24 protein-coding genes are annotated in these 24,111 nt (G+C 40.6%); 15 read left to right on the top strand and 9 right to left on the bottom strand.

Going from position 1 to position 24,111, the window contains the following annotated elements:
• The first annotated feature begins 125 nt into the window (after positions 1-125).
• A complete protein-coding gene (locus tag ACOT8F_RS11385; RefSeq protein WP_421651997.1) occupies positions 126-722 on the top strand; it encodes an exonuclease domain-containing protein in 597 nt (198 codons plus the stop codon).
• A gap of 39 nt (positions 723-761) precedes the next feature.
• On the opposite strand, the gene ACOT8F_RS11380 is transcribed toward ACOT8F_RS11385, so the two are convergent.
• Together ACOT8F_RS11380 and ACOT8F_RS11375 are read right to left on the bottom strand one after the other, a co-directional pair.
• On the bottom strand, positions 762-959 hold the full coding sequence (locus ACOT8F_RS11380) for a YwbE family protein (RefSeq protein ID WP_421651996.1): 198 nt from the start codon (positions 957-959) through the stop codon (positions 762-764).
• The gene (locus tag ACOT8F_RS11375) at positions 960-1,136 is read right to left on the bottom strand and encodes a hypothetical protein (RefSeq protein WP_421651995.1); all 177 of its coding nucleotides are present in this window, start codon (positions 1,134-1,136) and stop codon (positions 960-962) included.
• Positions 1,137-1,511: 375 nt separating this feature from the next.
• Between ACOT8F_RS11375 and ACOT8F_RS11370 the strand changes: the two genes are divergently transcribed.
• The gene (locus tag ACOT8F_RS11370) at positions 1,512-3,683 is read left to right on the top strand and encodes a sensor domain-containing protein (protein WP_421651994.1); all 2,172 of its coding nucleotides are present in this window, start codon (positions 1,512-1,514) and stop codon (positions 3,681-3,683) included.
• A gap of 313 nt (positions 3,684-3,996) precedes the next feature.
• On the opposite strand, the gene ACOT8F_RS11365 is transcribed toward ACOT8F_RS11370, so the two are convergent.
• A complete protein-coding gene (locus tag ACOT8F_RS11365; protein WP_421651993.1) occupies positions 3,997-4,716 on the bottom strand; it encodes a DUF2278 family protein in 720 nt (239 codons plus the stop codon).
• Between the two features lie 267 nt (positions 4,717-4,983).
• On the opposite strand from ACOT8F_RS11365, the gene ACOT8F_RS11360 reads away from it, so the two are divergent.
• On the top strand, positions 4,984-5,130 hold the full coding sequence (locus ACOT8F_RS11360; RefSeq protein WP_421651992.1) for a hypothetical protein: 147 nt from the start codon (positions 4,984-4,986) through the stop codon (positions 5,128-5,130).
• Between the two features lie 191 nt (positions 5,131-5,321).
• Here the strand turns inward: ACOT8F_RS11360 and ACOT8F_RS11355 are convergent, their stop codons facing one another.
• Both ACOT8F_RS11355 and ACOT8F_RS11350 read right to left on the bottom strand, forming a co-directional pair.
• Entirely contained in the window at positions 5,322-6,170 is an 849-nt protein-coding gene (locus tag ACOT8F_RS11355) for an STAS domain-containing protein (protein WP_421651991.1), read from the bottom strand.
• A 121-nt stretch (positions 6,171-6,291) separates the two neighbouring features.
• Positions 6,292-7,014, bottom strand: a complete 723-nt coding sequence (locus tag ACOT8F_RS11350; protein ID WP_421651990.1) for a hypothetical protein — start codon at positions 7,012-7,014, stop codon at positions 6,292-6,294.
• Between the two features lie 244 nt (positions 7,015-7,258).
• Between ACOT8F_RS11350 and ACOT8F_RS11345 the strand changes: the two genes are divergently transcribed.
• The 9 genes from ACOT8F_RS11345 to ACOT8F_RS11305 all read left to right on the top strand — a co-directional run bounded on the left by ACOT8F_RS11345 (position 7,259) and on the right by ACOT8F_RS11305 (position 15,338).
• Complete coding sequence (locus tag ACOT8F_RS11345; RefSeq protein WP_421651989.1) at positions 7,259-7,969, top strand: DsbA family protein; 711 nt, start codon at positions 7,259-7,261, stop codon at positions 7,967-7,969.
• A gap of 477 nt (positions 7,970-8,446) precedes the next feature.
• Positions 8,447-9,208 (top strand): threonine/serine exporter family protein, encoded by a 762-nt coding sequence (locus ACOT8F_RS11340; protein ID WP_421651988.1) that lies wholly within the window; start codon positions 8,447-8,449, stop codon positions 9,206-9,208.
• A 33-nt stretch (positions 9,209-9,241) separates the two neighbouring features.
• Positions 9,242-9,682 carry a threonine/serine exporter family protein gene (locus ACOT8F_RS11335; RefSeq protein ID WP_421651986.1) on the top strand — a complete coding sequence of 147 codons (441 nt, stop codon included), beginning with the start codon at positions 9,242-9,244 and terminating at the stop codon, positions 9,680-9,682.
• A gap of 117 nt (positions 9,683-9,799) precedes the next feature.
• On the top strand, positions 9,800-11,029 hold the full coding sequence (gene pepT, locus ACOT8F_RS11330; RefSeq protein ID WP_421651985.1) for a peptidase T: 1,230 nt from the start codon (positions 9,800-9,802) through the stop codon (positions 11,027-11,029).
• Between the two features lie 137 nt (positions 11,030-11,166).
• Complete coding sequence (locus tag ACOT8F_RS11325; protein ID WP_421651984.1) at positions 11,167-11,718, top strand: helix-turn-helix domain-containing protein; 552 nt, start codon at positions 11,167-11,169, stop codon at positions 11,716-11,718.
• Complete coding sequence (locus tag ACOT8F_RS11320) at positions 11,711-12,673, top strand: alpha/beta hydrolase (protein WP_421651983.1); 963 nt, start codon at positions 11,711-11,713, stop codon at positions 12,671-12,673. The genes ACOT8F_RS11325 and ACOT8F_RS11320 overlap by 8 nt, the downstream gene beginning before the upstream one ends.
• Positions 12,674-13,477: a YhfC family intramembrane metalloprotease gene (locus ACOT8F_RS11315; protein ID WP_421651982.1), complete on the top strand. Its 804-nt coding sequence runs from the start codon at positions 12,674-12,676 to the stop codon at positions 13,475-13,477.
• 414 nt (positions 13,478-13,891) lie between these two features.
• Positions 13,892-14,608 (top strand): DUF4386 domain-containing protein, encoded by a 717-nt coding sequence (locus ACOT8F_RS11310; protein ID WP_421651981.1) that lies wholly within the window; start codon positions 13,892-13,894, stop codon positions 14,606-14,608.
• Between the two features lie 430 nt (positions 14,609-15,038).
• Complete coding sequence (locus ACOT8F_RS11305) at positions 15,039-15,338, top strand: hypothetical protein (RefSeq protein WP_421651980.1); 300 nt, start codon at positions 15,039-15,041, stop codon at positions 15,336-15,338.
• A gap of 111 nt (positions 15,339-15,449) precedes the next feature.
• Here ACOT8F_RS11305 and ACOT8F_RS11300 read toward each other — a convergent pair whose 3' ends face one another.
• Together ACOT8F_RS11300 and asnB are read right to left on the bottom strand one after the other, a co-directional pair.
• Entirely contained in the window at positions 15,450-15,776 is a 327-nt protein-coding gene (locus ACOT8F_RS11300) for a YnfA family protein (RefSeq protein ID WP_421651979.1), read from the bottom strand.
• 191 nt (positions 15,777-15,967) lie between these two features.
• The gene (asnB, locus tag ACOT8F_RS11295; RefSeq protein WP_421651978.1) at positions 15,968-17,794 is read right to left on the bottom strand and encodes an asparagine synthase (glutamine-hydrolyzing); all 1,827 of its coding nucleotides are present in this window, start codon (positions 17,792-17,794) and stop codon (positions 15,968-15,970) included.
• Between the two features lie 343 nt (positions 17,795-18,137).
• Here asnB and ACOT8F_RS11290 point away from each other — a divergent pair, with 343 nt between their 5' ends.
• Positions 18,138-18,692 (top strand): TetR/AcrR family transcriptional regulator, encoded by a 555-nt coding sequence (locus tag ACOT8F_RS11290; protein ID WP_421651977.1) that lies wholly within the window; start codon positions 18,138-18,140, stop codon positions 18,690-18,692.
• Between the two features lie 172 nt (positions 18,693-18,864).
• Here the strand turns inward: ACOT8F_RS11290 and ACOT8F_RS11285 are convergent, their stop codons facing one another.
• On the bottom strand, positions 18,865-19,698 hold the full coding sequence (locus ACOT8F_RS11285; protein ID WP_421651976.1) for a pentapeptide repeat-containing protein: 834 nt from the start codon (positions 19,696-19,698) through the stop codon (positions 18,865-18,867).
• Positions 19,699-19,939: 241 nt separating this feature from the next.
• Entirely contained in the window at positions 19,940-20,395 is a 456-nt protein-coding gene (locus tag ACOT8F_RS11280; RefSeq protein WP_421651975.1) for a GNAT family N-acetyltransferase, read from the bottom strand.
• 175 nt (positions 20,396-20,570) lie between these two features.
• On the opposite strand from ACOT8F_RS11280, the gene ACOT8F_RS11275 reads away from it, so the two are divergent.
• Positions 20,571-22,295, top strand: a complete 1,725-nt coding sequence (locus ACOT8F_RS11275) for an ABC transporter ATP-binding protein (protein WP_421651973.1) — start codon at positions 20,571-20,573, stop codon at positions 22,293-22,295.
• Positions 22,292-24,082: an ABC transporter ATP-binding protein gene (locus tag ACOT8F_RS11270; RefSeq protein WP_421651972.1), complete on the top strand. Its 1,791-nt coding sequence runs from the start codon at positions 22,292-22,294 to the stop codon at positions 24,080-24,082. Before ACOT8F_RS11275 ends, ACOT8F_RS11270 begins: the two co-directional genes overlap by 4 nt.
• Positions 24,083-24,111: the final 29 nt, after the last annotated feature.

Here is a 24,111-nt window from a genome sequence, read left to right as displayed (position 1 = left end):
GCTCCCATAAAATGGATCTAAACCTGGAAGTTTCATATAGTGGTAAAATCGAGAACAAAATGAATTAATTTCATGAAAAGGAATGGTAGAATAGAAGATACTATTCTGAGTAAAAGAGGGATAAAATGATCGGAACAAATAGAGTACTGACTGGGATGCTGCTTGACGTTGAAACAACAGGGCTGTCACCTGTCAGAGATGAAATGATTGAAATCGGAATCCTGCTGTTTGAATACGATCAGCTTGAGGATCAATTTTTAGGAATTACAGAGGAACATTCCTATTTAAGAGAACCAGAATCCGCGTCCGCAAGGTCTAATTACGGCAATGCCTACCGTATTCATGGCATACCGTTTGAGCAGGTTGAAGGGGAAATGTTTGATGATGAACAGATTAAGGAGCTATTTTCTAAAGCGGATTTTGTTGTAGCCCATAATGCTGCCTTTGACAGAAGCTTTGTTACTGCTATGTATCCGGAAGCTGGGGGAATGCGCTGGCATTGCTCCGTCCGCCACATTCCATGGAAGGAATACGGATTTATCAATTCAAAGCTTTTTTATTTAGTTCAGCGCCATGGACTTGGAACCTCTCAAAGCCATAGGGCTCTTGATGATATTCTATTGCTGCATGATCTGCTGAAAGCCCGCAGCAAGTTCGGCAATACATATTTAAAAGAGGCTTTATCGCGTAATCCAATGAAAAAGTCCGTCTCTCAAAGGTAATAGGGACAAAAAAGAACCGAGTGCCAGCACTCGGTTCTTTTATTTCGATAAAATCTCCTTGACTCTTCCGACCAGTCCGTCTTCGAGCCTCACTTTAATGCCATGTGGATGAGTAGCGGAATTGGTTAGAATATCTTTGACAAAGCCGTTGGTCAGTTTTCCTGTCCGCTGGTCTTCTTTCAGCACAATATTGACCTCTATGCCTGGTGCGATATCGGCTCTTTTCCGTCCGTCCATTTACACACCCATTCGTTTGCGCTGGTTATTGATTTTCTTTGTTTGCTGGCTTTTCATCTTTTTTGTTGATTTAACAAGGCCGTGGCTTGCTGAAGTTTGCTGCTGCTTTTTGCTGGCCAATTTTTGGCGAATCGCTTCTTTCAGCGTCATTTTTTTCTTTGGTTCTTGTTCTTGCATATTTTTCGGTCTCCTTTAAACTTCGGTTACTAACAGTATAATCGATAAACCGCTCGAAGGAAAATGGGCTTAATAAGAAAGAGCTTATAATTTCGCTGGATATTCAATATTGGGTATTTTATAATAGGTTTATAGAACTATATAGATTTGATTTCAGTTTCATTTTCTCTAAGAAAGGAAGCCATGGAATTACTAAAATTAAAAAGTCTCAGTACTTTTATTGATATCAACATTTATATCCTTTGTATTTTGCTAAGCTGCTTAATGTGTTTTCTTTTTGTTCATTTTTCAAAGAAACAGGTTGCCGAAGAATGGAAAAGAAGCAGGAAGCTGATCCGTTCGGCAGTGATAGCCCTTCTATTTTGGGTTATACAAATGCTTTTTTATAGATCACTTCGTTTGCCAGTTATTGTAGACGGAGCTAAGATAGGTACCCTTTTGCTGTTTTTTCTGCTGATTTATCTTCTGTTTGAATTTCTGAACGTAAAACGAATGAGAGAAACTCGATATATTATTGTATGTGTATTTATTACTTTAGCCATTCTTCTAGGAGATTACATCGGATTTTATCCTATGTATGCAGGGAAAGCAGAATGGAATATTGTGCTTTCTGCGATGAGCTTTGTCATTGTATTTGGATTCAGCTTGGCATCCGTTCAGCTCCTCTATCAGATTCTGGAAGAGACATCGGCTAGAGCAGTCCTTTATTGGAAAATTATAGGTGGTTTATTTGCGGGAATTGCACTTGCCGGCATACCTTATATGGTCATTATCTCTGTGATGCCAATCAGCAAAATGATGATTTTAACAGATCACTTATGGATTTTGCTTCCTTATCTCCTGGATCTTACTGCACTTATCCTATTGGCCTTTGTGCCGTCCTATTATTCCTACCGCAAACTTGATTACACAAAAGAAAAATACGAATCTTTGTTTCAGCATAATCTGGATGCAGTCATTGCATTGGATACAGAAGGGAAGATCAGCAGTGTTAACAGCTCAGCTCAGATTCTGACAGGCTACAGCAGAAATGAACTTCTTGGTCAATCTTATATGCTGATCAGTGATAGGGATAAGGTCAATCCGGCTATCCATTTTCCGCAAGCGTTATCTGGTACAACCTTTTCCTTTGAAATGAATCTGCCAAGAAAAGATCATAAAAAAGTCAAAACACAGACTTCGGTTATTCCAATTATGGCAGATGGAAAAGTAAACGGCGTTTACTGTATTTTAAAAGATATTACAGAATTGAAGGAAGCGGAAAGAAAGATTCATCAGCTCGCCTATTTTGATGATTCCACACAGCTTCCAAATCAAAAACATTTCAAGAAGATGATGGAATCGGCCGGAGGTTCTTATGAAATTATGTTTATCTCAATTGACAACCTGTCAAAAATTGCAGATTTGTATGATGAAAAAACTAGTGAAGATGCTTTTATATTAGCATCGGAACGGATGAAGAATTATGTAAGTCAAACGTTAATCCTTTCCAGATTAGATTCCAGTACTTTTTGTATTGCTTATAAGGACGGAGATTGGGAAACCGTATTAAAAAATATGATTAAGGAATTGGAAAAGCCTATTTCCATTAAAAGCATGGAGATTAATTTAAGCTGCAAAGCAGGAGTGGTGGAGCAGGCTGAAAGGTGTGCAACCCTCGAGGATGCTTTCCGTTTTGCTAATATTGCACTGAAAGTGGCGAAAAGCTCAGCTTCCAGCTCCTATGTTTTGTACCAAAATGACCTGAACGACGAGCTACATAAAGAGCTAGTGATGGAAACAGAACTTCGCAAAGCGATTTTAAATGAAGAGCTCATTGTTTTTTATCAGCCCAAATTTCATTTGCCAAACCAGCAATATAACAGTGCCGAGGCGCTTGTAAGATGGATGCATCCTGAAATGGGTATGATCAGCCCTGGGGTTTTTATTCCTATCGCTGAAAAAGCAGGCTTGATAAAAAAACTTGAAGAAACCGTACTGAATCAGGCTTCAAAGCAAATGAAAAAATGGCTGCAGGAAGGATATCCTTTTACAAGTGTCGCTGTTAACTTTTCCCACTATCATTTCTATGATGAAACGATGGTGGAAACTGTCAGCAGCATCCTTCAGAATAATGGACTTGATCCAAGCCATATTGAAATAGAAATAACCGAGAGTTCTATGATTGAAAACCGAATAGAAACCATTAAAAAGCTGGATGAACTTAGGAATCTTGGAATTAAAATCAGCCTTGATGACTTTGGGACAGGCTTCAGTTCATTGAGCTATCTGCAGGATCTGCCACTCGATACGCTGAAAATCGACAGGTCCTTCATTCAGCGAATCAACTCAAATGAACAAAGCAATGCCATTATTTCCAGTATTATATCTCTAGCAGGGCACCTGAATTTAGAAGTGGTCGCAGAGGGAGTGGAAACAGAGGAGCAGCTCGCATTCCTTGAAAGATTCCAATGTCCTTCTATTCAAGGGTTTTTCTACAGCCCTCCTGTGCCTGTTGATAAAATGGATGAAATACTTGATAAACTGAGAAAAGAACAATCAGCCTAAAATTCAAAAGCCGGACTTCCTGGGAGGTCCGGCTTTTTTTGCTGGCAGGGGGCGGCGGCTTGCGAATGGGTAGTGACAGCTGCGCATATGAACTAGGGCTTGAGCATAAATGGTGAGAGCCGTGCATAAACACAAAAAAACCAAGCATAATTAATGAAAAGCCAGCCTTAAAAGGAATTAAAACCGTTCGAATAAGAATAAAACACTCCATACAAGCTTCATATTATCTTCAAACCCAAAAATTGCACAAGTTAACTGTTATCTCCAGCCGATTTGCTTCCGGATCTAAGCATCCTGACCAGATGTTCATTTCTCAGTTCCCAGCAGGGCTTTTTTGAGAGCTGCTGGGCTTCATCTGGGTGTGGTCACATTTTTCTGTCGGGTAGCCTCTGTCGTCCGTACACCAGGATTCAGAAAGGAATGCGAGAAAAATGGCAGCCCAATGATCTTGAAATTGAATCAATAATCCCCCATCATGGTACGTTCCATTATCTCCTGCCCAGTCCCTTTGGTTACCTGGTTTGTCTTCGTTGCCCTGGTTCATGTGGACATTATGTATGCCGTTTCCTGGAGTAAAGTGAAAAACTTTATCGGGCTGACTCTCAGGACCGAATTTAGAGCCGTAAACATAAACACCTGCTTTTTCTGAAATGGCCTTTTGAATATAGTGATCTAAAAAATCATTTAAATCGTTGTCAGGGCCTGTAACATCATTAGGCAGCGGCTTCATTTTAGAGGGATCAAATAAATTGCCTCGAATATAATCGAGGGCAATGTTCCTATTGTTTTCGTCAATTTTTGTATATCCATTTTTTAATTCAGGAAGAATTTGAATCGAGGAAGCGTCGTACTGATCGTCGGCCAAATAAAGGACTTCGGATTCTTCAGAGCTCGACATCACATTTACTGCAATCCGATAATGAACGCCTTCTTCTCCAATCATATGAATCTGGTAATGAGGGGTATTGCTGTTTCTTTCCATTCGTGAATCAATAGCCCTACCTTTTAGAACACCGTAATTTTTTACTGGCATCTTTTTTCCTCCTCATAAAATAATTTCTGATTTTTCTTTCCTTCCCTTACAGATTAAGTATTTTTTTGCCCTTTAGTCAATCCGTAATTCAACTTATCTTTCATATTTGGAGGCTTTTTATAATTATTTCAATTCCAAATGTTGCTATTTTGTGAAATGATTCACAAAATAGTGAGTGAAAAAATTCCCTGGAATATAATAGAAGTGAAGAAAGAGAAATACTTCACAATATTTCTTCGCACACATACTTAGGGGAGATGGATGGTCATGAAATGGCTTAGAGGTCCTAAAATGGCTATCGTTTGGACAGTCCTTCGATTATGGCTGGGATATCAATGGGAATTTCCATTATCAGGCGATTTGCAGAAAAAATGCAACAGGTTCGCCATCATTATGAGGTATGCAATCATATAAAGGTTCTTCTGCAGCAAATAGGGAGCAGGGATTTTCAGAAGATCAAATAAGAACCCTTCTGAAAAAGGAATCGGCCAAAAAGATGTCAAGTGGTCATTAAAAAGGGCAAGCAATTGGGCAGCCCCTTTTTGATTTGACAAAATGGTCTTTCAAAAGAAAAAAACCCTCCAAACGGAAGGCTGGCAGCAGGATTAAATCTCTTGCAGGGCAAGCTTTTGAATGACATTCTTTAATGAGCTTTCTGTCTGTACTCCTGAAAAATCGATTCCAAGCTGGATGGCTGTTTGTGCAACTTCAGGACGGATACCGGACAAAATGGTTTTAACGCCGACGAGCTGGAGCGTTTCGATTAAATGGAAGATTTGCTGGGCAACCATTGTGTCTACGATAAAGACTCCTGAAAAATCAAGGATCAGGGTGGAAATCTGGTACTGAACACTTTGCTGAAGGGTGGACTCAAGAATGCTATTTGCTCTAGTAGTGTCAATATCACCAATTATAGGAAGAAGGCCGATTTTTGATGTAAGGGTAATAACAGGGGCGCTTAATTCACGAATGAGCAGCGACTGTGCATGAAGCCTGTTCATAAGCACTTCCATATAGGAAGCAATAAAGGATTCCAGAACATAGTCAAGAGCTGGGTTCAGTTTTTCTTCCCATAAAAAGATATCCTCAGCTGTTATGTCAAGATCGGACTGCCTGGCGAATTGACGGACATAATCCCAATAAACACGGCGGAAAAGGCTCATATTCCATGCAACTTCATTGAGAGATGTTTTAGACTGGGCGCGGTCTGAGCCAGTCTGCTTTGTCCAGCTGGAGATGTTTTCCTTCATCTCTGCTTCAGTCTGGAAAAGCGTTTTCGCAACAATCTGGACATACTTTCCAATCTGCGATTTGATTTTTTCCTTCACATGGGAAGGTGCATCAGTAGAATAATCGGACCCCTCTTTTACTTTCTGATGAGACGTCCAGTTCTCTGTAAACTGCTCAGTGTTGGCGATTAAGTAATCATACAAAGCTTTTGCTTTTGTTTCCATACAATCTCCTTATATTAAAAGACTATAAAAAGTTAAAGTAATTTTAATCTATTATACCTTGTATTTAAATTTGATAGAAAGATATAAGCACAAAAAAATGCTGCTCAACAAGAGCCGCACGTCATTCCATTTTCCCGTCCGTATTATTTAGCATCATGCTGGCTGACACTCTCCAGCCCTCAGGGTCTTTAATAAAAACATTGAGGGATTTTGTCAATGTTTTCTTCTCCATCGCTTTAGGGGCAACAAGCGCCACTTTTGTTTCAACATATACGGTAACTACATTTTTTTCATATGCTACAATTTTCGATTTAAGCAGGCTGGTTTTTACATCTGCTGAAGCAAAGGACTCTTTGATCAGCTGGCGTTCATTGTCTAAGTTAAATCCCGCAGGATGTTTCGATAAGGTAGCCATATAACCATTCAAATCTTCCTTGTTTAATGTGTCGAGGTTTTTCTTTAACATGGCTAAAACATCGGTTTTTACATCTGCAGGAACTTTTATTTCAGGGCCATTGGCTAAATTTTCAAGACTGCCGCCGCTTCCCTGAAGACCGTCATAAGCAGGCATTTCCTGTCCGCCGTTTGTGCTGCCGCTTGATGTTTCTGTGGATTTTTCTTTGACCGTATCCGACTCTTTCTCAGAGGCTGAGGGCTCTTTTTTTGCAGCAGAGCTAACACTCTCTTTTGATGATTCAGCAGAAGAATGATCAGCGTTTGATTTTGTTGTATTTTCACTTTCAGCTTTTTTTTCAGTAGGAGTCTCTTTTGAGCTTAATCCGCAGCCGCCTAAAATAAGACCTGCTGAAAGCAGTGCTGAAAAGCATAAGGTTTTTCGTTTCATCGTTCTCACCCTTTCCTTTGTGCCGATACCCTTTGTTTGGAATAATAATCAATTTTTGAGTAAAAAAGGAATGTCTTTATTTTAGTCGCCAGGAGAAGATGAAAAGTTTCATAGAATTAATTATAAAATGTTCACAGCTTGTCTAGATTGTCTGCATCCTTTTTGGCTATAATTTTATTGGAAGGGTAAATACCTGTTTAATCAGCCTAAAACCACAATACATATTTTTATAGGGAGTGAATAGATGAGCAAGACCAAGAAGAATACCGGAAAGAAGAATACGGCAAAGAAGCCGGAAAAACGTTCCCCGTGGATCCTGATTACGATTGCAGCGATTGTCGTGATTGGTATTATCGTTATTTTCATTCTGGGGAACAAGCCTGACGGCGGAAAAAACCTGAGCCTCAATAACCAGCCTTTTCTTGGTAAAGAATCTGCTCCTGTCAATTTAGTTGAATTTGGAGATTATAAATGCCCTTACTGCAAGGTTTTTACTCAAACTTCTTATCCTGAGATTCAAAAAGAATTGGTAGACTCCGGTAAAGTCAAATTCTATTTCTTAAACTTTCCGTTTATCAACAACGATTCATTTCGTGCGTCCGAGTTTGCTGAAACGGTATACAAAGAATTAGGCAATGATACCTTCTGGAAATTTCATGATAAACTTTATGCAAAACAGCCTGATGACCAGAAATATGAAAAAATGGACTTCTTCACTGAGTCTGTTTTAATGGAAGCATTAGGGGAAGTTGCTAGTAAAGCAGACGCTGAAAAGGTACAAAAAGCCTTTAAGCAAAATGAAGGCAAAAAAGCTTCGGAAGACGATTTGAATATTGGCAAAAAGCTTCAAGTTGAAGGAACACCTGCCCTTTTTGTAGACGGCAAGATGTTTCAAGGGAAAAGTTTTGATGATCTAAAGCAAGCGGTTGAAAAAGCTGCACAGGCAAAGAAATAAAGCGGGGAATCTCCCTGCTTTTTTCTTTTGGCCGGAGTTACATTCTTTCCTGTTTCCAATTTAATTTCTTAAGCTAATCGGCATATTGTCCATCCTTTTTCTCATACTAGCTTCTATACTATTCTTTTTATCCTAAAAAACCGCATTTCATCCGTCTTTTCATCGACCTCATTTTGAAATGGGCGTATCCACTACGGATTCCGCTAACGAAAGAAAGAGAAGCCTTGTTAGGAAGGGCTTTTTTCAAAAAGATTGCTATTCGTATATGTTTAGAACACGTTTGAAGATTAGCTCTTAGGCATCTATTCTTGAAAATTGCAGATGTATACTGTTCAGAAATTTACATATTTAGATGAAAGGGCAGCAAAGTTCAGGAAAAGAGTCTTAATAAAAAATTGTCCAACTAGATGTTTTCCTTTAAACTGTAAGGTGTTGAACAGATACTAAATAAGCTTCTAGAGTCTTGGAGAGATGGAAATGATAAACCAGCCAATTATTACATACGAAATTATGGATGTCTGTCTCCTTGCCGGAAAAATTATGCTCCAAAGCGGAGCCGAAACTTACAGGGTGGAGGATACAATGACCAGAATGGCAGCTGCCTTCGGGTTTGAAGTGTCCCACAGTTATGTCACTCCTACGGGTATTATTTTTTCAGTGGAAGGCCGGGAGCCTACAAAAACAAAATTAATCCGGATTTTGGATCGGACAACTGATTTGGATAAAGTGGCAAAGGTGAATGCTATATCCCGAAGCATTTCAAGCGGAGAATTGAATCTTGGAGAAGCATATGCCCGGCTGAAGCATGTAGAAGCCTCGCGCCATACCTATCCGTTTTGGCTGCAGCTTGCGGCCGCATCTATTTCAAGCGGCTGCTTTATGATCATGTTTATGGGAAAATGGCCGGATTTCATTCCTTCCATGATTGCCGGCGGAGCAGGTTTTCTAACGCTTGCAGTCAGCCACAGGCTTGTGCCGATCAAGTTTTTTTCCGAATTTATTGCTTCTTTTATTGTTGGTGTGCTTTCCTTTCTGTTTGTTCAGACCGGAACTGGACATGAGCTGGACAAAATTATAATCGGTTCGGTTATGCCATTAGTGCCCGGGCTTTTAATTACAAATGCAGTCAGGGATTTAATGGTTGGTCACCTTGTCTCCGGATTGTCAAAAGGAGCAGAGGCCTTTCTGACAGCATTTGCGATCGGTTCGGGTATTGCCGTCGTTCTTTCCATCTTTTAATCTTGCTTATCATTTGTCGAAGAGAGGGATCATATGATTTTCGAACAGCTAATAACAAGCTTTGTTGCATCAGGGGCTTTTGGAATCATTTTTAATGCTCCCAGAAAATCCATCATCAAATGTGCTTTTGTCGGTATGTTTGGCTGGTACGTCTATGTGCTGATGGTTGAAGACGGCTTTGATGCCATCGTGGCGACGATTGTTGCCTCCTTGCTGATTGGAGTGACAGGCCACATCTTTTCAAAAATCTACAAGTCGCCTGTAATTATCTTCAGTGTGGCGGGCATTATTCCGCTCGTACCTGGCGGAATGGCATATGACGCCATGAGGAATTTCGTAGAAAACGATTATAATACAGCCACTAACCTGGCAGCTAAAGCATTCATGATCTCAGGATCCATCGCGATCGGGCTGATTTTCTCAGAGGTACTCAATCAGATCTTCAGAAAATCGAATAAGCAGATAACAAAGTAATCGAGCTGGCGCCTCTGCAAGGAAGCCGGCTTTTTTGCATCTTTGCAATTCAAATTTTCAGATATATGTGCTCCGCATGATATGATAAAAAAGAAAATACATAGGGAGATGATGGAAATGAAAGAAGAAATCATTCAGAGATTTACTACATATGCAAAAGTTGATACACAATCAGATGAATCAAGCAGCGCTTGGCCTTCAACGCCAGGACAGCTTACACTCGCTAATATGCTTGTTGCAGAGCTTAAGCTGATCGGCATGGAAGAAATAACTCTTGATGATAATGGATTTGTTATGGCTACACTCCCATCCAATACGGAAAAAGAGGTTCCTGTTATCGGTTTTCTGGCTCATATGGACACAGCAACCGACTTTACCGGTAAAGACGTTAATCCTCAAATAGTCGAGAACTATGATGGAAAAGAGATTGTGTTAAATGAAAAGCTGAATGTTTACCTTTCTCCAAGTGATTTTCTGGAGCTTGCTGATTACAAAGGCCACACGCTGATCACGACAGACGGAACTACACTTCTTGGAGCAGATAATAAAGCGGGCATTACTGAAGTTATGACAGCGATGTCCTACCTTATTCAGCATCCTGACATTCCCCACGGTAAAATCCGCGTTGCCTTTACTCCTGATGAAGAGATTGGAAGGGGAGCTCACAAATTTAACGTGGCAGCCTTTGGAGCTTCCTATGCCTATACAATGGATGGCGGACCTCTCGGTGAGCTTGAGTATGAGAGTTTTAATGCAGCCTCAGCTAAATTAACCTTTAAAGGGAAAAATGTGCATCCAGGGACTGCGAAAAACAAAATGAGGAATTCAGCCAAAATAGCAATGGAATTCAATGCGATGCTTCCTGTTGAAGAGGCCCCGGAATTTACCGATGGCTATGAAGGGTTTTATCACTTGATTTCCCTTGAAGGCGATGTGGAAGAAACCAAAATGGAATACATCATCCGTGACTTTGAGAGGGGCAATTTCGAAGCTAGGAAGGTCCATTTTGAGAACTGCGCGGAAATACTCCGCAAAACTTACGGAAAGGAAAATATTCTTCTTGAAGTGAAGGACCAGTACTACAACATGAAAGAAAAAATTGAACCAGTGAAAGAAATCGTGGAAATTGCCCATAAAGCTATGAAAAATCTTGGAATTGAGCCAATTGTCAAGCCGATTCGAGGAGGAACAGACGGCTCCCTTCTTTCCTACATGGGACTGCCGACTCCGAACATCTTTACCGGCGGAGAAAACTATCACGGAAAATATGAATATATTTCTGTTGATAACATGATCAAAGCCATTGAAGTGATTGTGGAGATTGTGAAGCTGACGGAGCAGGAATAGAATCAATGGGGACAGTCCTAAGTGGACTGTCCCCTTTTTAAATTATTTGTTATTCATATTTTCGTTTTGCCTATTTACATTTTTTACAAAATATTTTATTATCATTATTGAAAATGATAATAAAAAAGGTGATTGTAATGAACGCAAAAGCAAAGTTAATTTTACATCCAGTTCGAATGCGGATCGTACAGACACTTGTTAATGGAAAACAGCTGACAGTGCAGGAAATGGCTTCCCGCCTGCCGGATGTTCCGCAGGCAACGTTATACAGGAACCTTAATAAGCTTGTAGAAGGGAACGTTATTGAAGTTCTGGCTGAAAATCAAATACGGGGAGCAGTTGAGAAGGTATACGGTCTTGCAAAGGATGCAGTCAGTTTGTCGCCTGAACAGTTTCAGAAAAGCTCAAAAGAAGAACAAATGGGTGTTTTTATGCAGTTTGCAGGAAGTTTGATTGACAGGTTTGGGAGCTACCTTGAAAAAGAAGAGGTTGATTTAGTGAAGGATGGAGTATCTTTTCGTCAAATTGATCTCTTTATGGACGATGAGGAATTTCTCGAATTTATCCAATCAATCAGGGCTGCTTATCAAAAAGCAGCCGGGAATGAACCGAAAGAGAGAAGAAAAAAAAGGACAGTGGCAACGATCATCATTCCTGAAGGGGAATCAGGAGGAAAAAACGATGAATAATCAAGTGATGGAAGAGAATGTGACGATTCAAGGGGAGTTCAAATTAGCCGGTACAATAGCAAGACCAGCCATCCAAAAGAGAAGCATACCGGCGATTTTGATTTTACCGGGAACAGGCGACAGTGACAGAGACGGAAACGGCAGCAAGCTTAATATGAACATTTACAGAGATTTGGCTCAAGCATTGGCAAGAATGGGCTATGCTGTTCTCCGGTTTGATAAGCGTGGTTCACATGAAAGTGAGGGGGACAAATACAAGCGTGGGCTGGGAGATCTTATAGATGATGGAGCAGCATGCGTGAAGTTTTTAAAAGGACTTTCCTATGTGAATGAAGAAAAAATTTTTATTTTAGGACACAGTGAAGGGACAATGCTTGCTCCAGCCGTTCATTTAAGGGAGCAATCAGCGGGATTTATTCTTCTAGCTGGAGGTGCCATTTCAATGAATGATGTAACAGAATGGCAGCGGGAAAATGCTTATAAGGCGCTGGCTGAATTGAAAGGTTTCAATGGGTGGCTAATAAAAACCTTTAACCTAGTGGATAAGGCAAAGAAAAAGAATGAAAAATTCATAGCGAAAATGATGGAATCGGACGCTGATGTTATGAGGGTGGCCGGAAAGAAGTTTCCTGCAAAATGGATGAGAGAGCATTTTCAATATATTGTCGAAGAAGATTATGCAAAACTTGACTGTCCTATTTTAGTTATCGGGGGAACGAAGGATTCTCAGGTACCAGAATCCGCTCTCCGAAAAGTAAAAGAACTATCAAAAGGTGAAACAGAAATACACATCATCCTGAATATGACGCATATTTTAAAAAAACTTGATGGCGAGATGGATCAATTGAATCCATTAAAGACATATAAGCAGCAAATGCAGCAGCCAATTGAAGAAGAAATGCTTCAATATATAGAGAATTGGATTTCAAAACAATTGATTTTGGAGGCGGTCTAATTGGTCAGCCAGTCTGTGATTGCAGGTTATATCTTTTCGATCATTCTTTCAGTGGGATTTCCCATTTTTGCCTTCATTTATTTAAAAAGAAAAGAACGCATTTTATTTCGGCCTGTTTTAACAGGTTCGCTGATCTTTATCTTTTTTGCTCTCGTTCTGGAAGGATCGCTGAATTTTTACCTTTTGAATATCAATGAATCTACAAAAGTGCTGAAAACCAATTCCTATCTTTTTTCCTTGTATGGTGCATTAGCAGCAGGTGTATTTGAAGAAACTGGACGATATGTTGCGTTTGCCTGGCTTTTGAAAAAATACCGGGACAGAAAGGACGGTCTTGCATACGGGCTTGGGCATGGCGGGATTGAATCCATTTTTCTTGGCGGATTTGCCAGTGTTCAGTACATTATATTAGCCAATGTGGTTAATACGGGAGGGCTTGACAATCACAGTATACCTGGAGCGGCTGCCATAAAAGCGAGCATACTGAATATAACCGCAGACACCAGTTTTTCCGTAGGAATTGATCGTATTCTGTCATTCTTTATCCAGGTTGCCTTATCTCTGCTCGTGCTGTATGCGGTAAAGAATAAAAAGTTCATCCATTTCCTTCTCGCCATCCTCATTCATACAGCAATTGATTTTGTTGCGGTACTGGGAGTGATCTTTAAATTCAATCCATTCGTCATGGATCTGTATTTACTTGCTGTTGCAATCGGCGCTGTTATTTATATCAGAAAAACGAAAGAAGCGAGTAATATCAGTGAAGAAAAGCCATCATCGGTTGAAATGACTGAGGATTTGTGAGCTGGAACTGGAGGTTATGAGCGGATATAGGAGTTTAAGAGAAAATATAGAGATTTAAGAGCAAATATCAGGATTTAAGAGCGAACACAAATATTTAAGAGTACCTCTCATAAAAGAAACAATCAACGTAAAATTGTAAGACAGAAGAGCAGCAAATAGCTGCCCTACTGTCTATATTGGAGTAATAATTGGATTAAGTTCCATAATACGTTAAATAAACAGCAGTGAAGTATTAAATTTGTTTGTGACCCATCGGGTTTTTAGGTATAAGAGGATTTTATTAACGAACTTGGAGGTTTGTTTAATGTGCAACTCAGACCACTGCATAACGTATGTATGATTACAACAATTTGTGGATGTGCTGATGCCAAATCTTAACTCTTATCGCTATCCTTAAAAAAGGGAGATGAACAAATGAATCCTGCTAAAAAGAGCGCATTAATTGTAGGGGTACTGTTTATACTTGCAGCAGTTACAGCAATAATAGGTCTAAATTTATACGACCCTATCCTAAATGATCCGGATTACCTGATTAAAGGTTCTGAACATTCCAATCAGGTGATACTGGGAGCACTTATGGAATTAATTCTTGTCATTTCAGCGGTCGGTACTTCGACAACGATGTTTCCATTTTTAAGAAAGTACAATGAAACCATAGCTCTTTGGCATGTTTGCTTCAGGTTTCTTGAAGCCGTTATTATTACTGTTGGTATAATCAGCGTATTGTCCCTTTTGACCTTAAGCCGGGAATTTGCAACAACTGCAACTCCGGATATCGCCTCTTTTCAAGCTTCAGGTACAGTATTAAAAGCAATACATGATTGGACTTTTTTACTTGGTCCCAATTTTATGCTGGGCATCAATACAATAATGTATAGTTATATATTTTATAAATCCAAACTCGTACCCAGATTTATACCCATCTTGGGTATGACAGGTTCAGCACTCGTTTTTCTTGCAGCCATATTAGAAATGTTTGGTGTCATTTCTCAAATTTCCATTTGGGGAGGAATTTTAAGTCTGCCGATATTTGCTAACGAAATGACTTTAGCAGTATGGCTTATCGTTAAAGGATTCAATACATCAGCACTTGCTTCCATGTCTGAAATCAAAAAAACGAACGGGAGCTGATGGCAGCCACCATTCATATCAATTTGCATCACTTTTTGTGGTGCTTTTTGTATTAAAAAATAAAACAACCCAGTCCCAAATGAACTAAGCTGTTCCCTGTGTTTATTTCGGAGCTAATTAAACTAAACCACCCGATAGTTTAACATTTCTTCACAAACTGTACAAAAGTAACCATTCTTATGTAAAATATTGGTATATTCCTGCAATATTTTTTTCTTTTTGCTCTACTGGACTGTGTTGTTGACTTTTATTTAGGTGACTGGAAATTTTTTTTAAAAATACTAAATATTAACATATTTGTCAATCTAAAATACTGTAAAAATAGGTTATATAGCTATTTCGTTTTGGTATAAAAGGAGAGAAGGATATGGCAAAAGGTGCACTTATGGTTGGTTGGGGTGAAATCATCCCAGGGCGTGAGAAGGCGGCAATGGACACGCTCAATAATGCAATGCAATACATTATACGTATGAAACAGGAAGGAAAGATTGACAGCTTTGAGGTAGTAGGTCTTGAGCCTCATGGCAGTGATTTTAACGGCTTCGTCCTAATCACAGGTGACAGGGAGACCGTTGCCCAATTGCGAGCAGAAGACGAGTTTGTCTCGGTTATGGTAGGGGTGCAGCTGGTACATAGGAATGTGAGGGTAGTTGGTGCCTACACAGGGGCTGAGTTGCAATCATGGTTCGCGATGTGGGACGAACAAGAAGATAAACTGCTCGGTGAATAAATTGGTTGTTAAGAAATTATTGGAGCTCTTTTAAGATTGCATTAACGGTAAATCATACGTTAAAAAATGGATTCGGGATTTTTCTATTTTTATCACCTCCGCGAAAAGGGTTTAACCTCGCGGTGCCCACAGAATCACAGACACACCAACAAGGCAAATGAGCGCCCCGGCCCAATCGTAAAGATCGGGTGTTTTTTTATCTACAAGCCAACCCCATAAGACAGCCAGAACGATAAAGACTCCTCCATAGGCTGCGTAAACTCTTCCAAAGGAAGGGAAGTTCTGAAAGGTAGGTATAATACCGTATAAAACCAGGATCAGGCTCCCGATTACACCAAACCATAGCGGTTTTGCTTCTCTGAGCCATAACCACACGAGATAGCCGCCTCCAATTTCAGCAAGCCCGGCAAGGATAAAAAGAAGAATGGCAATAAGCATAGCAACCTCCTGGAACAATTAATGGGTTTAGTATACTACAAATCCGCAGTGTAGCTGTCCCTTCTTCTGATAAAGGAGTAAAGCTCTGTCCCTGAATCTAGAAATCCGCAAACCGCATAGAATGCAAAAAAGAAGACCTGTCCTTTAACACATTCAAGTGATGAGGGACAGGCCCCGGCCCCGGCTTTAAATTATAGAGTTACCTTAATATTATATTCCTTCAGCCACCCATTAATCTGCAGCAAATAATCGATCAATCCGCGTGCATTGTTTCCTTTGATCCTCCCATGTTTGCCTTCAGCAATAGTACGAATCAAATCTGTATTGATTAATGGCAGAATCGGGGAAGATGAATCATCCAGAACCTCAAGCATCCATTTGCTGATTCCTTGAAGGTAGGCGTCATCTTTTGTACTTGGATACGCGCTTTTCTTCCGGTTTCTTACATCATCCGGCAGAACTTCCTTAAAGGCGCGTCGCAAAATTCCTTTTTCAATGTTGTCGATGCTTTTGACATCAAATGGGACGTTCCATAAATATTCAACAAGACGGTAGTCACAGAATGGAACACGAACTTCAAAGCCCGTCATCATACTTGAGCGGTCCTTCCTGTCAAGCATAAATGGCAAGAAACGGGTGATGAACAAGTAAGACATCTGTCGCTGTTTTCTTTCCAGTTCGCTTTCACCTTCCAAGAATGGAACTTCACTTACAGCCTCATTGAATCGTTTTTTCTGATACTCTTTAGGCTGAAGTTTCGTTTTTGCATCCTCTGAAAGGATATTGGCAATGCCCCCCATGTTTTTCAGCCATGGATAAATATCGGCATCAAGGTATTTTTCCTGATGGAACCAAGGATAACCAGAGAAAACTTCATCGGCTGATTCACCTGATAACGCAACAGTTGCATCCTTTTTCATCTCTTTAAACAGGAGGTACAGGGAGGTTTCAAGTTCTCCCACACCCGGCAGATCACGGGCGCGCATAGGAACGAGAAGGTTCTCAACGAGTTTATCCGCTCCAAATACGATGGAGTGATGGTCAGTTCCAACATGTTCTGCCACACGTTTTACCCAAGGTTCATCAAGATCGCGGCGGAGAAAGTCTTCTTCAAAGTCCCGATCGTTGTTGACAAAGTCAATGGAGTAGGTGCTGAGTGTTTTGCCTGCCTCTTTATATTCTCTCGCGGCTAACGCTGTAAGGCCACTGGAATCAAGACCTCCTGAGAGCATGGTAACAAGCGGCATGTCAGAGAGAAGCTGGCGTTTTACTGTGTCCTCGAGAAGGGAACGGATGGTTTGCTCCGTTGTTTCCAGATCGTCTTCATGTTTTTTGCTTTTCAATTTCCAGTATTGCTGGATATCTGTTTCATCTGCTTTAAATGTAATGGAATGGCCGGCGCGAACTTCTTCTACATCTTTAAAAACACCTTGTCCTGGAGTGCGAATTGGTCCAAGGGCAAATACCTCTGCAAGTCCTTGGTGGTCCACTTCTGCTTCTACCATTGGGTGGGCAAGGAGCACTTTTAATTCGGATCCGAATATGATGGAGCTGCCACGGCGTGCAAAGAAGAGCGGTTTTACTCCAAGATGGTCGCGTCCAAGCATCAGCTGCTCACGTTCTTCATCCCATATTCCAAAGGCGAAAATCCCGTTAAAATGGTTCACGCAATCTTCTCTCCATTCCAAATAAGAATGCAGCAATACTTCTGTATCTGATTTAGTGGAGAAGCTGTGGCCTTTATCTTCAAGCTCTTTGCGTAATTCCAGGTAATTGTACAGTTCCCCATTATACGTTAAGGCAATTGTTTTATTGCCGTTCTTGTATAGCATTGGCTGAAGGCCGCCTTCTGGATCAATGACGATCAGTCTGCGATGGCCAAAGGCCGCTTTCTCAGAGAACCAGAAACCGTCTGCATCAGGTCCTCTGTGAATAATGGAATCTGTCATTTCTTTTAATATAGGCTGCTGATTGGAAAGATCTCTTGCCCAATCCACCCATCCTGCAATTCCGCACATACTATTACCCTCTTTCCAAAAGTATAATTGCTGATAATGGAATTCCATTATCTTTCCAAAAGTTAGCGTAATAAGAGTAAAGTTTTTCGACCGAACTATAATAATGGTCGAACATGATCAAAAAATTCGACCGAAGATCTCTTCTGGTCACATTCATTATGCTATACTCCTTTTTTAGAAATAACAACTCATTGCTGATAAAATCATAGTTAAGACCTAATCCCATCTGAATAATTTGAAAAAGCCGGGAGACGTTTCCCGAAATTTGACGGACTGATGAGGATCGGTATAATTAAGACAAAACAATAAGACTATTGTATGATAGGTGCGGATATTTTTAAAAATGGATGGCAATGACAAGAAATCACTTATTGTAGCAGCTGCCACGGAGCTTTTTTCTTCAAAAGGCGTACGGAACACGACGATTGGACAGATTGCCAAAACGGCTGGAATCGGCAAGGGGACCATTTACTACTATTACAGCGATAAAACGGAAATATTGCTGGAATGTTATATGAACCATATTCAAATAACGAGGCGAAGAGCATTTGAACGGAGCAGCAATGAACAGGATTTGCTGTTAAAGGTGATGAAATTCCTCCATTATATTAGTGATGAAGCAAGGCAGGACCCATTTGTTTCGACTCTTGTCAGCGAATACAGAGAATATAGACTGCCTGAAATTAATCTTTGCTTCAAGCATTCAGAGGAAGATGCAGTCGGCATTCTAAGCAAGCTGATTGAAAAGGGTATGGATCAAGATCATCTTGAAAAAGTACCGCTTCCTTTAACCGCGTTTTTACTCGTTCGAATGATGCTCGCTTATAATCTTGATTATGAAAAAAATGAGAAGAGTGATGAAGAATTTTTAAGTCTTTTGAAAAGGCTCTTTTCTTAAGGCTCTTTTCTTAAACTTTGGGAGACCTTTTCGCAAAAGCGGATTGGTCTTTTTTTCAATGGAGAATTCAGAAGGGAGCTTAATAAGCCTGTCATTCACTCCCAATAATTATCCTCTTAAATATATCTTTTGCATTCATGCAGAATATTCATGTGATGTTCAGCATGACCCGTTAGTGCTTCCAATGTTCAGGAGTACTAAGTAACCTGGGCAGCTTTGTGTATCGGTCACCTTTAGCAGAGTTCACCTGTGCTTGAGTGAGGAAGATGCTTTCGGTAAGATCAGCACCGCTTAAATCGGCATCTCTGAGATCTGCGCCGATCATGTCACATACTCTCATGTCAGCCTCTCTTAAGTCAGCTGCAATAAGAAGAGCGCCTCTTAAGCTAGTTCCTTTTAAGTCAGCACCTTTTAATTTTGCCCCAATCAGGCTGCTGCCCCTGTTTTGTTTGCTTTTTTTCTTTGGGGAAATATTTGCCCGGACGAGCTCGCTCGTCTTTAGCAAAAGCTCATTCACGATCATTCTATGGGCAGTTACATCCAATTCTAGAATGAACGGAGGACTCAGATTCGTCAGAGATTCCGTTTTTTCAAATACATCCTGTAAATCACTATAGATGGGTTTAGCTTCTTCACGCTGAAGCGACTCATTCAGGTAACTAAGCATTTCATGAAGCTGCTGCATAATGGGAAACACGTCAAACATTTCTTTTGCAAGCGCAGAATTATCCCTCCATGAGCAGCCGTTATAAGTGACTTGAGATACTTTTTGGCCAGCTCCGAAGCATTCGTATACTGCACATCCCCGAAAGCCGTTGTTTCTGAGATTACTATGAATGCTGCAGCGATAATCAGACTGCAAACTTATACAGGGCATACCTCCATCTTTATTGAAGGCAAAATCAGCCGATTTTGCGTAAGGCAAAGCAGTACAGCACAATCCGAAGCATTGTTCACAGTCCGCCTGAAGATAATTATTCTCTTGCTTTTTTGATTGATTAGACAAGATGTACACTTCCCTTTATTCACGTTGATGAAAAATGGGGCTGTTTCTCAAGTATTGTTGCTATTCGTATGGTCTAAGAACACGCAGAAAGGTTAGCTTCGTGGCATCTTTTCTTAAAATTTTTGCCAAATCAAGGGTTATTTAAAAGAAATTTAGAGTTAGGAGCAACAAAGTTTAAGAAAAGAGCCTAAAAGGTTATTAGTTTTACAATAAATCGCCTAATAGAAAAATACAATGACCTTTAGATGTTTTTAGCCATTCGAATATTCATTGGTTCATATCCGGTTTTTTCGTATAAGCTTCTTGCCGCTTTGTTATATCCGAAAACATTCAATTCCAATTTCTTTATCGCTAGATTTCTTGCTGCTGTTTCTATTTCCTTTAGCGCTGCCTTTCCGAATCCACGTCCCTGAAAGGGCTCGTCAATTTGAAAATCATATATGAATCCATTTTGCTGTGAAGTTTTTGCGAGCCAGATGATCCCGATTTCCTTGCTATCTTTAAAAATAGTATATAGGAAGTGATTTTCTGTTTTTTCTCCTTGCGGTAAAAGCTTCTCATATTCCTTTTTAGAATTTTCTTTTGCTTCTTCCTTCGTCCAATTTCCTGAAGATGTTTTGGCCTCTGCGTAATGGACAATAGCTTTTTTTAAATATCGGCCGTATTGGTCGGAAGTCATTGGTTTCAAGGTGACCATATCTTATTCCCTCCATAAAAATTAGCGTTTTTTTAAAAGAAAACCTTCTTTTCAAAAGTATTTCGTTTAACGAAAAAAATATTTCACAAAGTAAACAAAATGATTAAAATATTTCTCGTAAAAGACTATTATAGTATTAATAAACCACTTACAGATAGGGGAAAGGATTCGATTTATGCAAAAAGTGCTGGCTTTTCTTAAACCTTACCGGCTGCATATGAGCGTGGCCTTCATACTCATGCTTGTTGAGCTTGGTGTGGAGCTTGTGCAGCCGCTTCTCATTGCCAAAATCATCAATCAGGGAATACTAGCTAAAAACATGGATGTCGTTTATACATGGGGCTGGGTAATGGTCGGGATTTCTCTTTTTGCATTTGTGTCTGGTCTTACAAATTCCTATTTTGCGAGCTATGCGAGCCAAGGCTTTGCATATGACGTAAGAGAAAAGCTTTTTAGGAAAATTCAAGGCTTCTCATTTACCAATTTAGGACATTACCAGGCCTCATCTTTAATTACAAGACTGACAAATGATGTTACTCAGATTCAGAATATGGTCTTTATGAGTCTTAGAATTATGCTGAGGGCACCGCTTTTAGTGTTATTTGGAACGATCATGGCTCTTGTGATCAATGCCAGGCTCGCTATGATTCTGCTCATTACCATTCCGATTCTGCTGCTGTTTCTTTTATGGGTGATGAAAAAGGCAGGCAATATGTTTCGGAGTGTACAGGAAAAACTGGATCAGGTAAACAGCGTGATGAGAGAGAACCTTTCCGGAATCAGGCTGATTAAAGCCTTTTTAAATAGCGGCCATGAAATCAGCCGCTTCACGAAGTCATCTTCTGAATTGAGGAACAAGACGGTTAATGTGCTGCAGCTTATTGAGGCGACAATGCCCATTCTGCTGTTTGTCATGAATGTAGGAATTATTTTGATTTTATGGCTGGGAAGCCATGAGGTTACTACCGGAACCATTATGGTAGGGGACGTCGTCGCCATCGTCAATTATGCCCTCAGGATGGCTGCTGCCCTCACTATGTTTTCCTTTATTATTATGATTTTTTCAAGGACACGGGCTTCGGCTCACCGCATTTCAGAAGTATTGGACGAAAACATTGATCTGCTGGATAATGATGAGGCTGCTTCAGGACAGTTTATACCGGAAGGAAGTATTTCATTTAATGACGTTTCATTTAAATATCCCGGATCAGATGAGCCGGTTCTAAGAAACATCACGTTTCAGGCGCCTGCTGGAAAAATGATGGCTGTGATGGGTGCAACGGGCTCAGGAAAAACTTCTTTATTTCAGCTCATCCCAAGGCTTTATGATACGAGCGAGGGAACCATCACAATTGACGGTACGGAACTTGCAGATTACACACTGGACGATCTGCGGAATCAAATTGGATATGTACCGCAGGAAGCCACTCTTTTTACAGGCAGTGTGAAAGAAAACATTACATGGGGAAAAGAAGACGCATCTATTGAAGAAATCATGGAGGCAGCAAAGAACGCTCAAATTCATGATACGATTATGAAATTTCCGAAGCAATATGAAGCCCCTCTAGGCCAAAAAGGCGTGAATCTTTCAGGGGGGCAAAAACAGCGCCTTTCTGTAGCACGGGCTCTTGTCCGAAAGCCGAAAATCCTGCTTTTTGATGACAGCACAAGCGCTCTCGATATGAAAACAGAAGGCAGGCTTCTTGAGGCTGTGAAGGGCTATAAAGCCACCATTTTAATTATTACGCAAAAAATCAGTACAGCGATGAAAGCCGATACTATTTTGCTTATGGAAAATGGCAGGCTGATGACTGAGGGAAGTCATGACGAACTGCTTGCTTCCTCTGATCTTTACCGAAAAATTTATGCATCCCAGATGGGGAAGGAGGAAACCGGATGAGACCCTCTTTTCAGGGACGGCCTGGCGATCCCAAAGAAAAGCAAAGATCCAATGACTGGACCGGAACGCTCTTTAGAGTTTGGCGCTATCTTTCTGAGAGCAAAGGTCTTTTATCAATTGTCCTGATTATGGTTTTTTTAAGCTCTGCCTTTGGCCTTCTTGGTCCATATCTGATTGGAGCCGCCATTGACCATTTTATCGTGCCGAAAAAAGCAGAAGGTCTTACAGGTCAGCTGCTCCTTTTGGCAGCCGTTTATTTCCTTTATTCGCTCACAACGTGGCTCCAGAATTATTGGATGGTCAGCATTGCACAAAAGACCGTCTTTGAAATGAGAACCCAGCTATTCCGCCAATTTCACAAACTGGCTATTCCCTTTTTTGATAAACGCCAGCACGGTGAACTGATGAGCCGGGTGACGAATGATATTGATAATGTCAGCCAAACGCTGAACAGCTCGGCAATTCAAATTTTCTCAAGCGTTCTCACTTTGATTGGAACCGTTGCTGTTATGCTTTGGCTCAGCCCTCTCTTAACACTGCTTACGATGCTGATTATCCCGATTATGTTTTTCGGGATGAGGTGGATAACCAATCGTACTGGGAAGATGTTCAAAAAGCAGCAGCAAAATATGGGGGAAATGAACGGGTTTATTGAAGAGACGATTTCAGGCCAGAAAATTGTTAAAGCTTTCTCGCAGGAAGAGCGTGTCATTCAGCGTTTTCAGGAAAAGAATAAGCAGCTGAAGGAATCAGGCTTTTGGGCTCAGACGTATTCCGGTTTTATTCCAAAGCTGATGAACGTTCTCAACAACTTAAGCTTTGCAGTGATTGCAGGGGTAGGCGGGTATCTTGCACTTCACGGTTTTATTTCAATAGGAACCATTGTGGTTTTCACGGAATATTCAAGGCAGTTTACCCGCCCGCTGAATGATTTGTCCAATCAGTTCAATACCCTTTTATCAGCTGTTGCAGGAGCTGAGCGGGTATTTGAAATTTTGGACATGGAAGAAGAGGCTGCTGATGAAAAGAATGCCGATGACATTTGCAATGTTACAGGGAGAGTTGAATTTCAGCATGTCTCCTTTTCCTATGAAGATTCTCTGACTCTTGATGATATCAGCTTTATCATTCAGCCTGGTGAAACCGTCGCCTTTGTCGGAGCGACTGGAGCAGGAAAGACTACGATTACGAATCTGCTTTCCCGTTTTTACGATGCTCAACACGGAGAAATTTTAATTGACGGGAAAGAAATAAAAACCATTAAACGAAGCAGTCTCAGAAGCCAAATGGGCTTTGTGCTTCAGGATTCATTTCTCTTCCAAGGAACCATCAGGGAAAATATCCGTTACGGCAGGCTGGACGCGACCGATGAAGAAGTGGAGCAAGCAGCTGGCCTTGCCAACGCCAGCGGGTTTATTGAAAAGCTGCCAGATAAATATGAAACGCTTTTGAAGCAGGACGGAAGCGGAATCAGCCAGGGGCAAAAACAGCTCATTTCAATTGCAAGAGCTATTCTTTCAAAGCCTTCTATTCTTATACTGGATGAAGCGACAAGCAGCATCGATACGATTACAGAAATGAATATTCAGGAGGCATTGCAGCGCTTAATGGAGGGCAGAACGAGCTTTGTCATTGCCCACAGGCTCAATACGATTCAAACAGCAGATCACATTATCGTCCTGGAAAACGGTAAAATTGCTGAAAGCGGAACACATGATTCTCTGCTTGAAAAAAGAGGGTATTACTATGGACTGCACAATAGCCAGCTGGAGGAATTCAGTTCTTGATTAACAGCAGATTATGTTACAGTAGTAGC

The organism is Chryseobacillus diguaensis (genome assembly GCF_049220665.1).
In the GTDB taxonomy this organism is placed as follows: domain Bacteria; phylum Bacillota; class Bacilli; order Bacillales; family Bacillaceae; genus Metabacillus_B.
The sequence above is the reverse complement of the archived record's forward strand: the minus strand, read 5'-3'. Positions and strand labels throughout refer to the sequence as shown.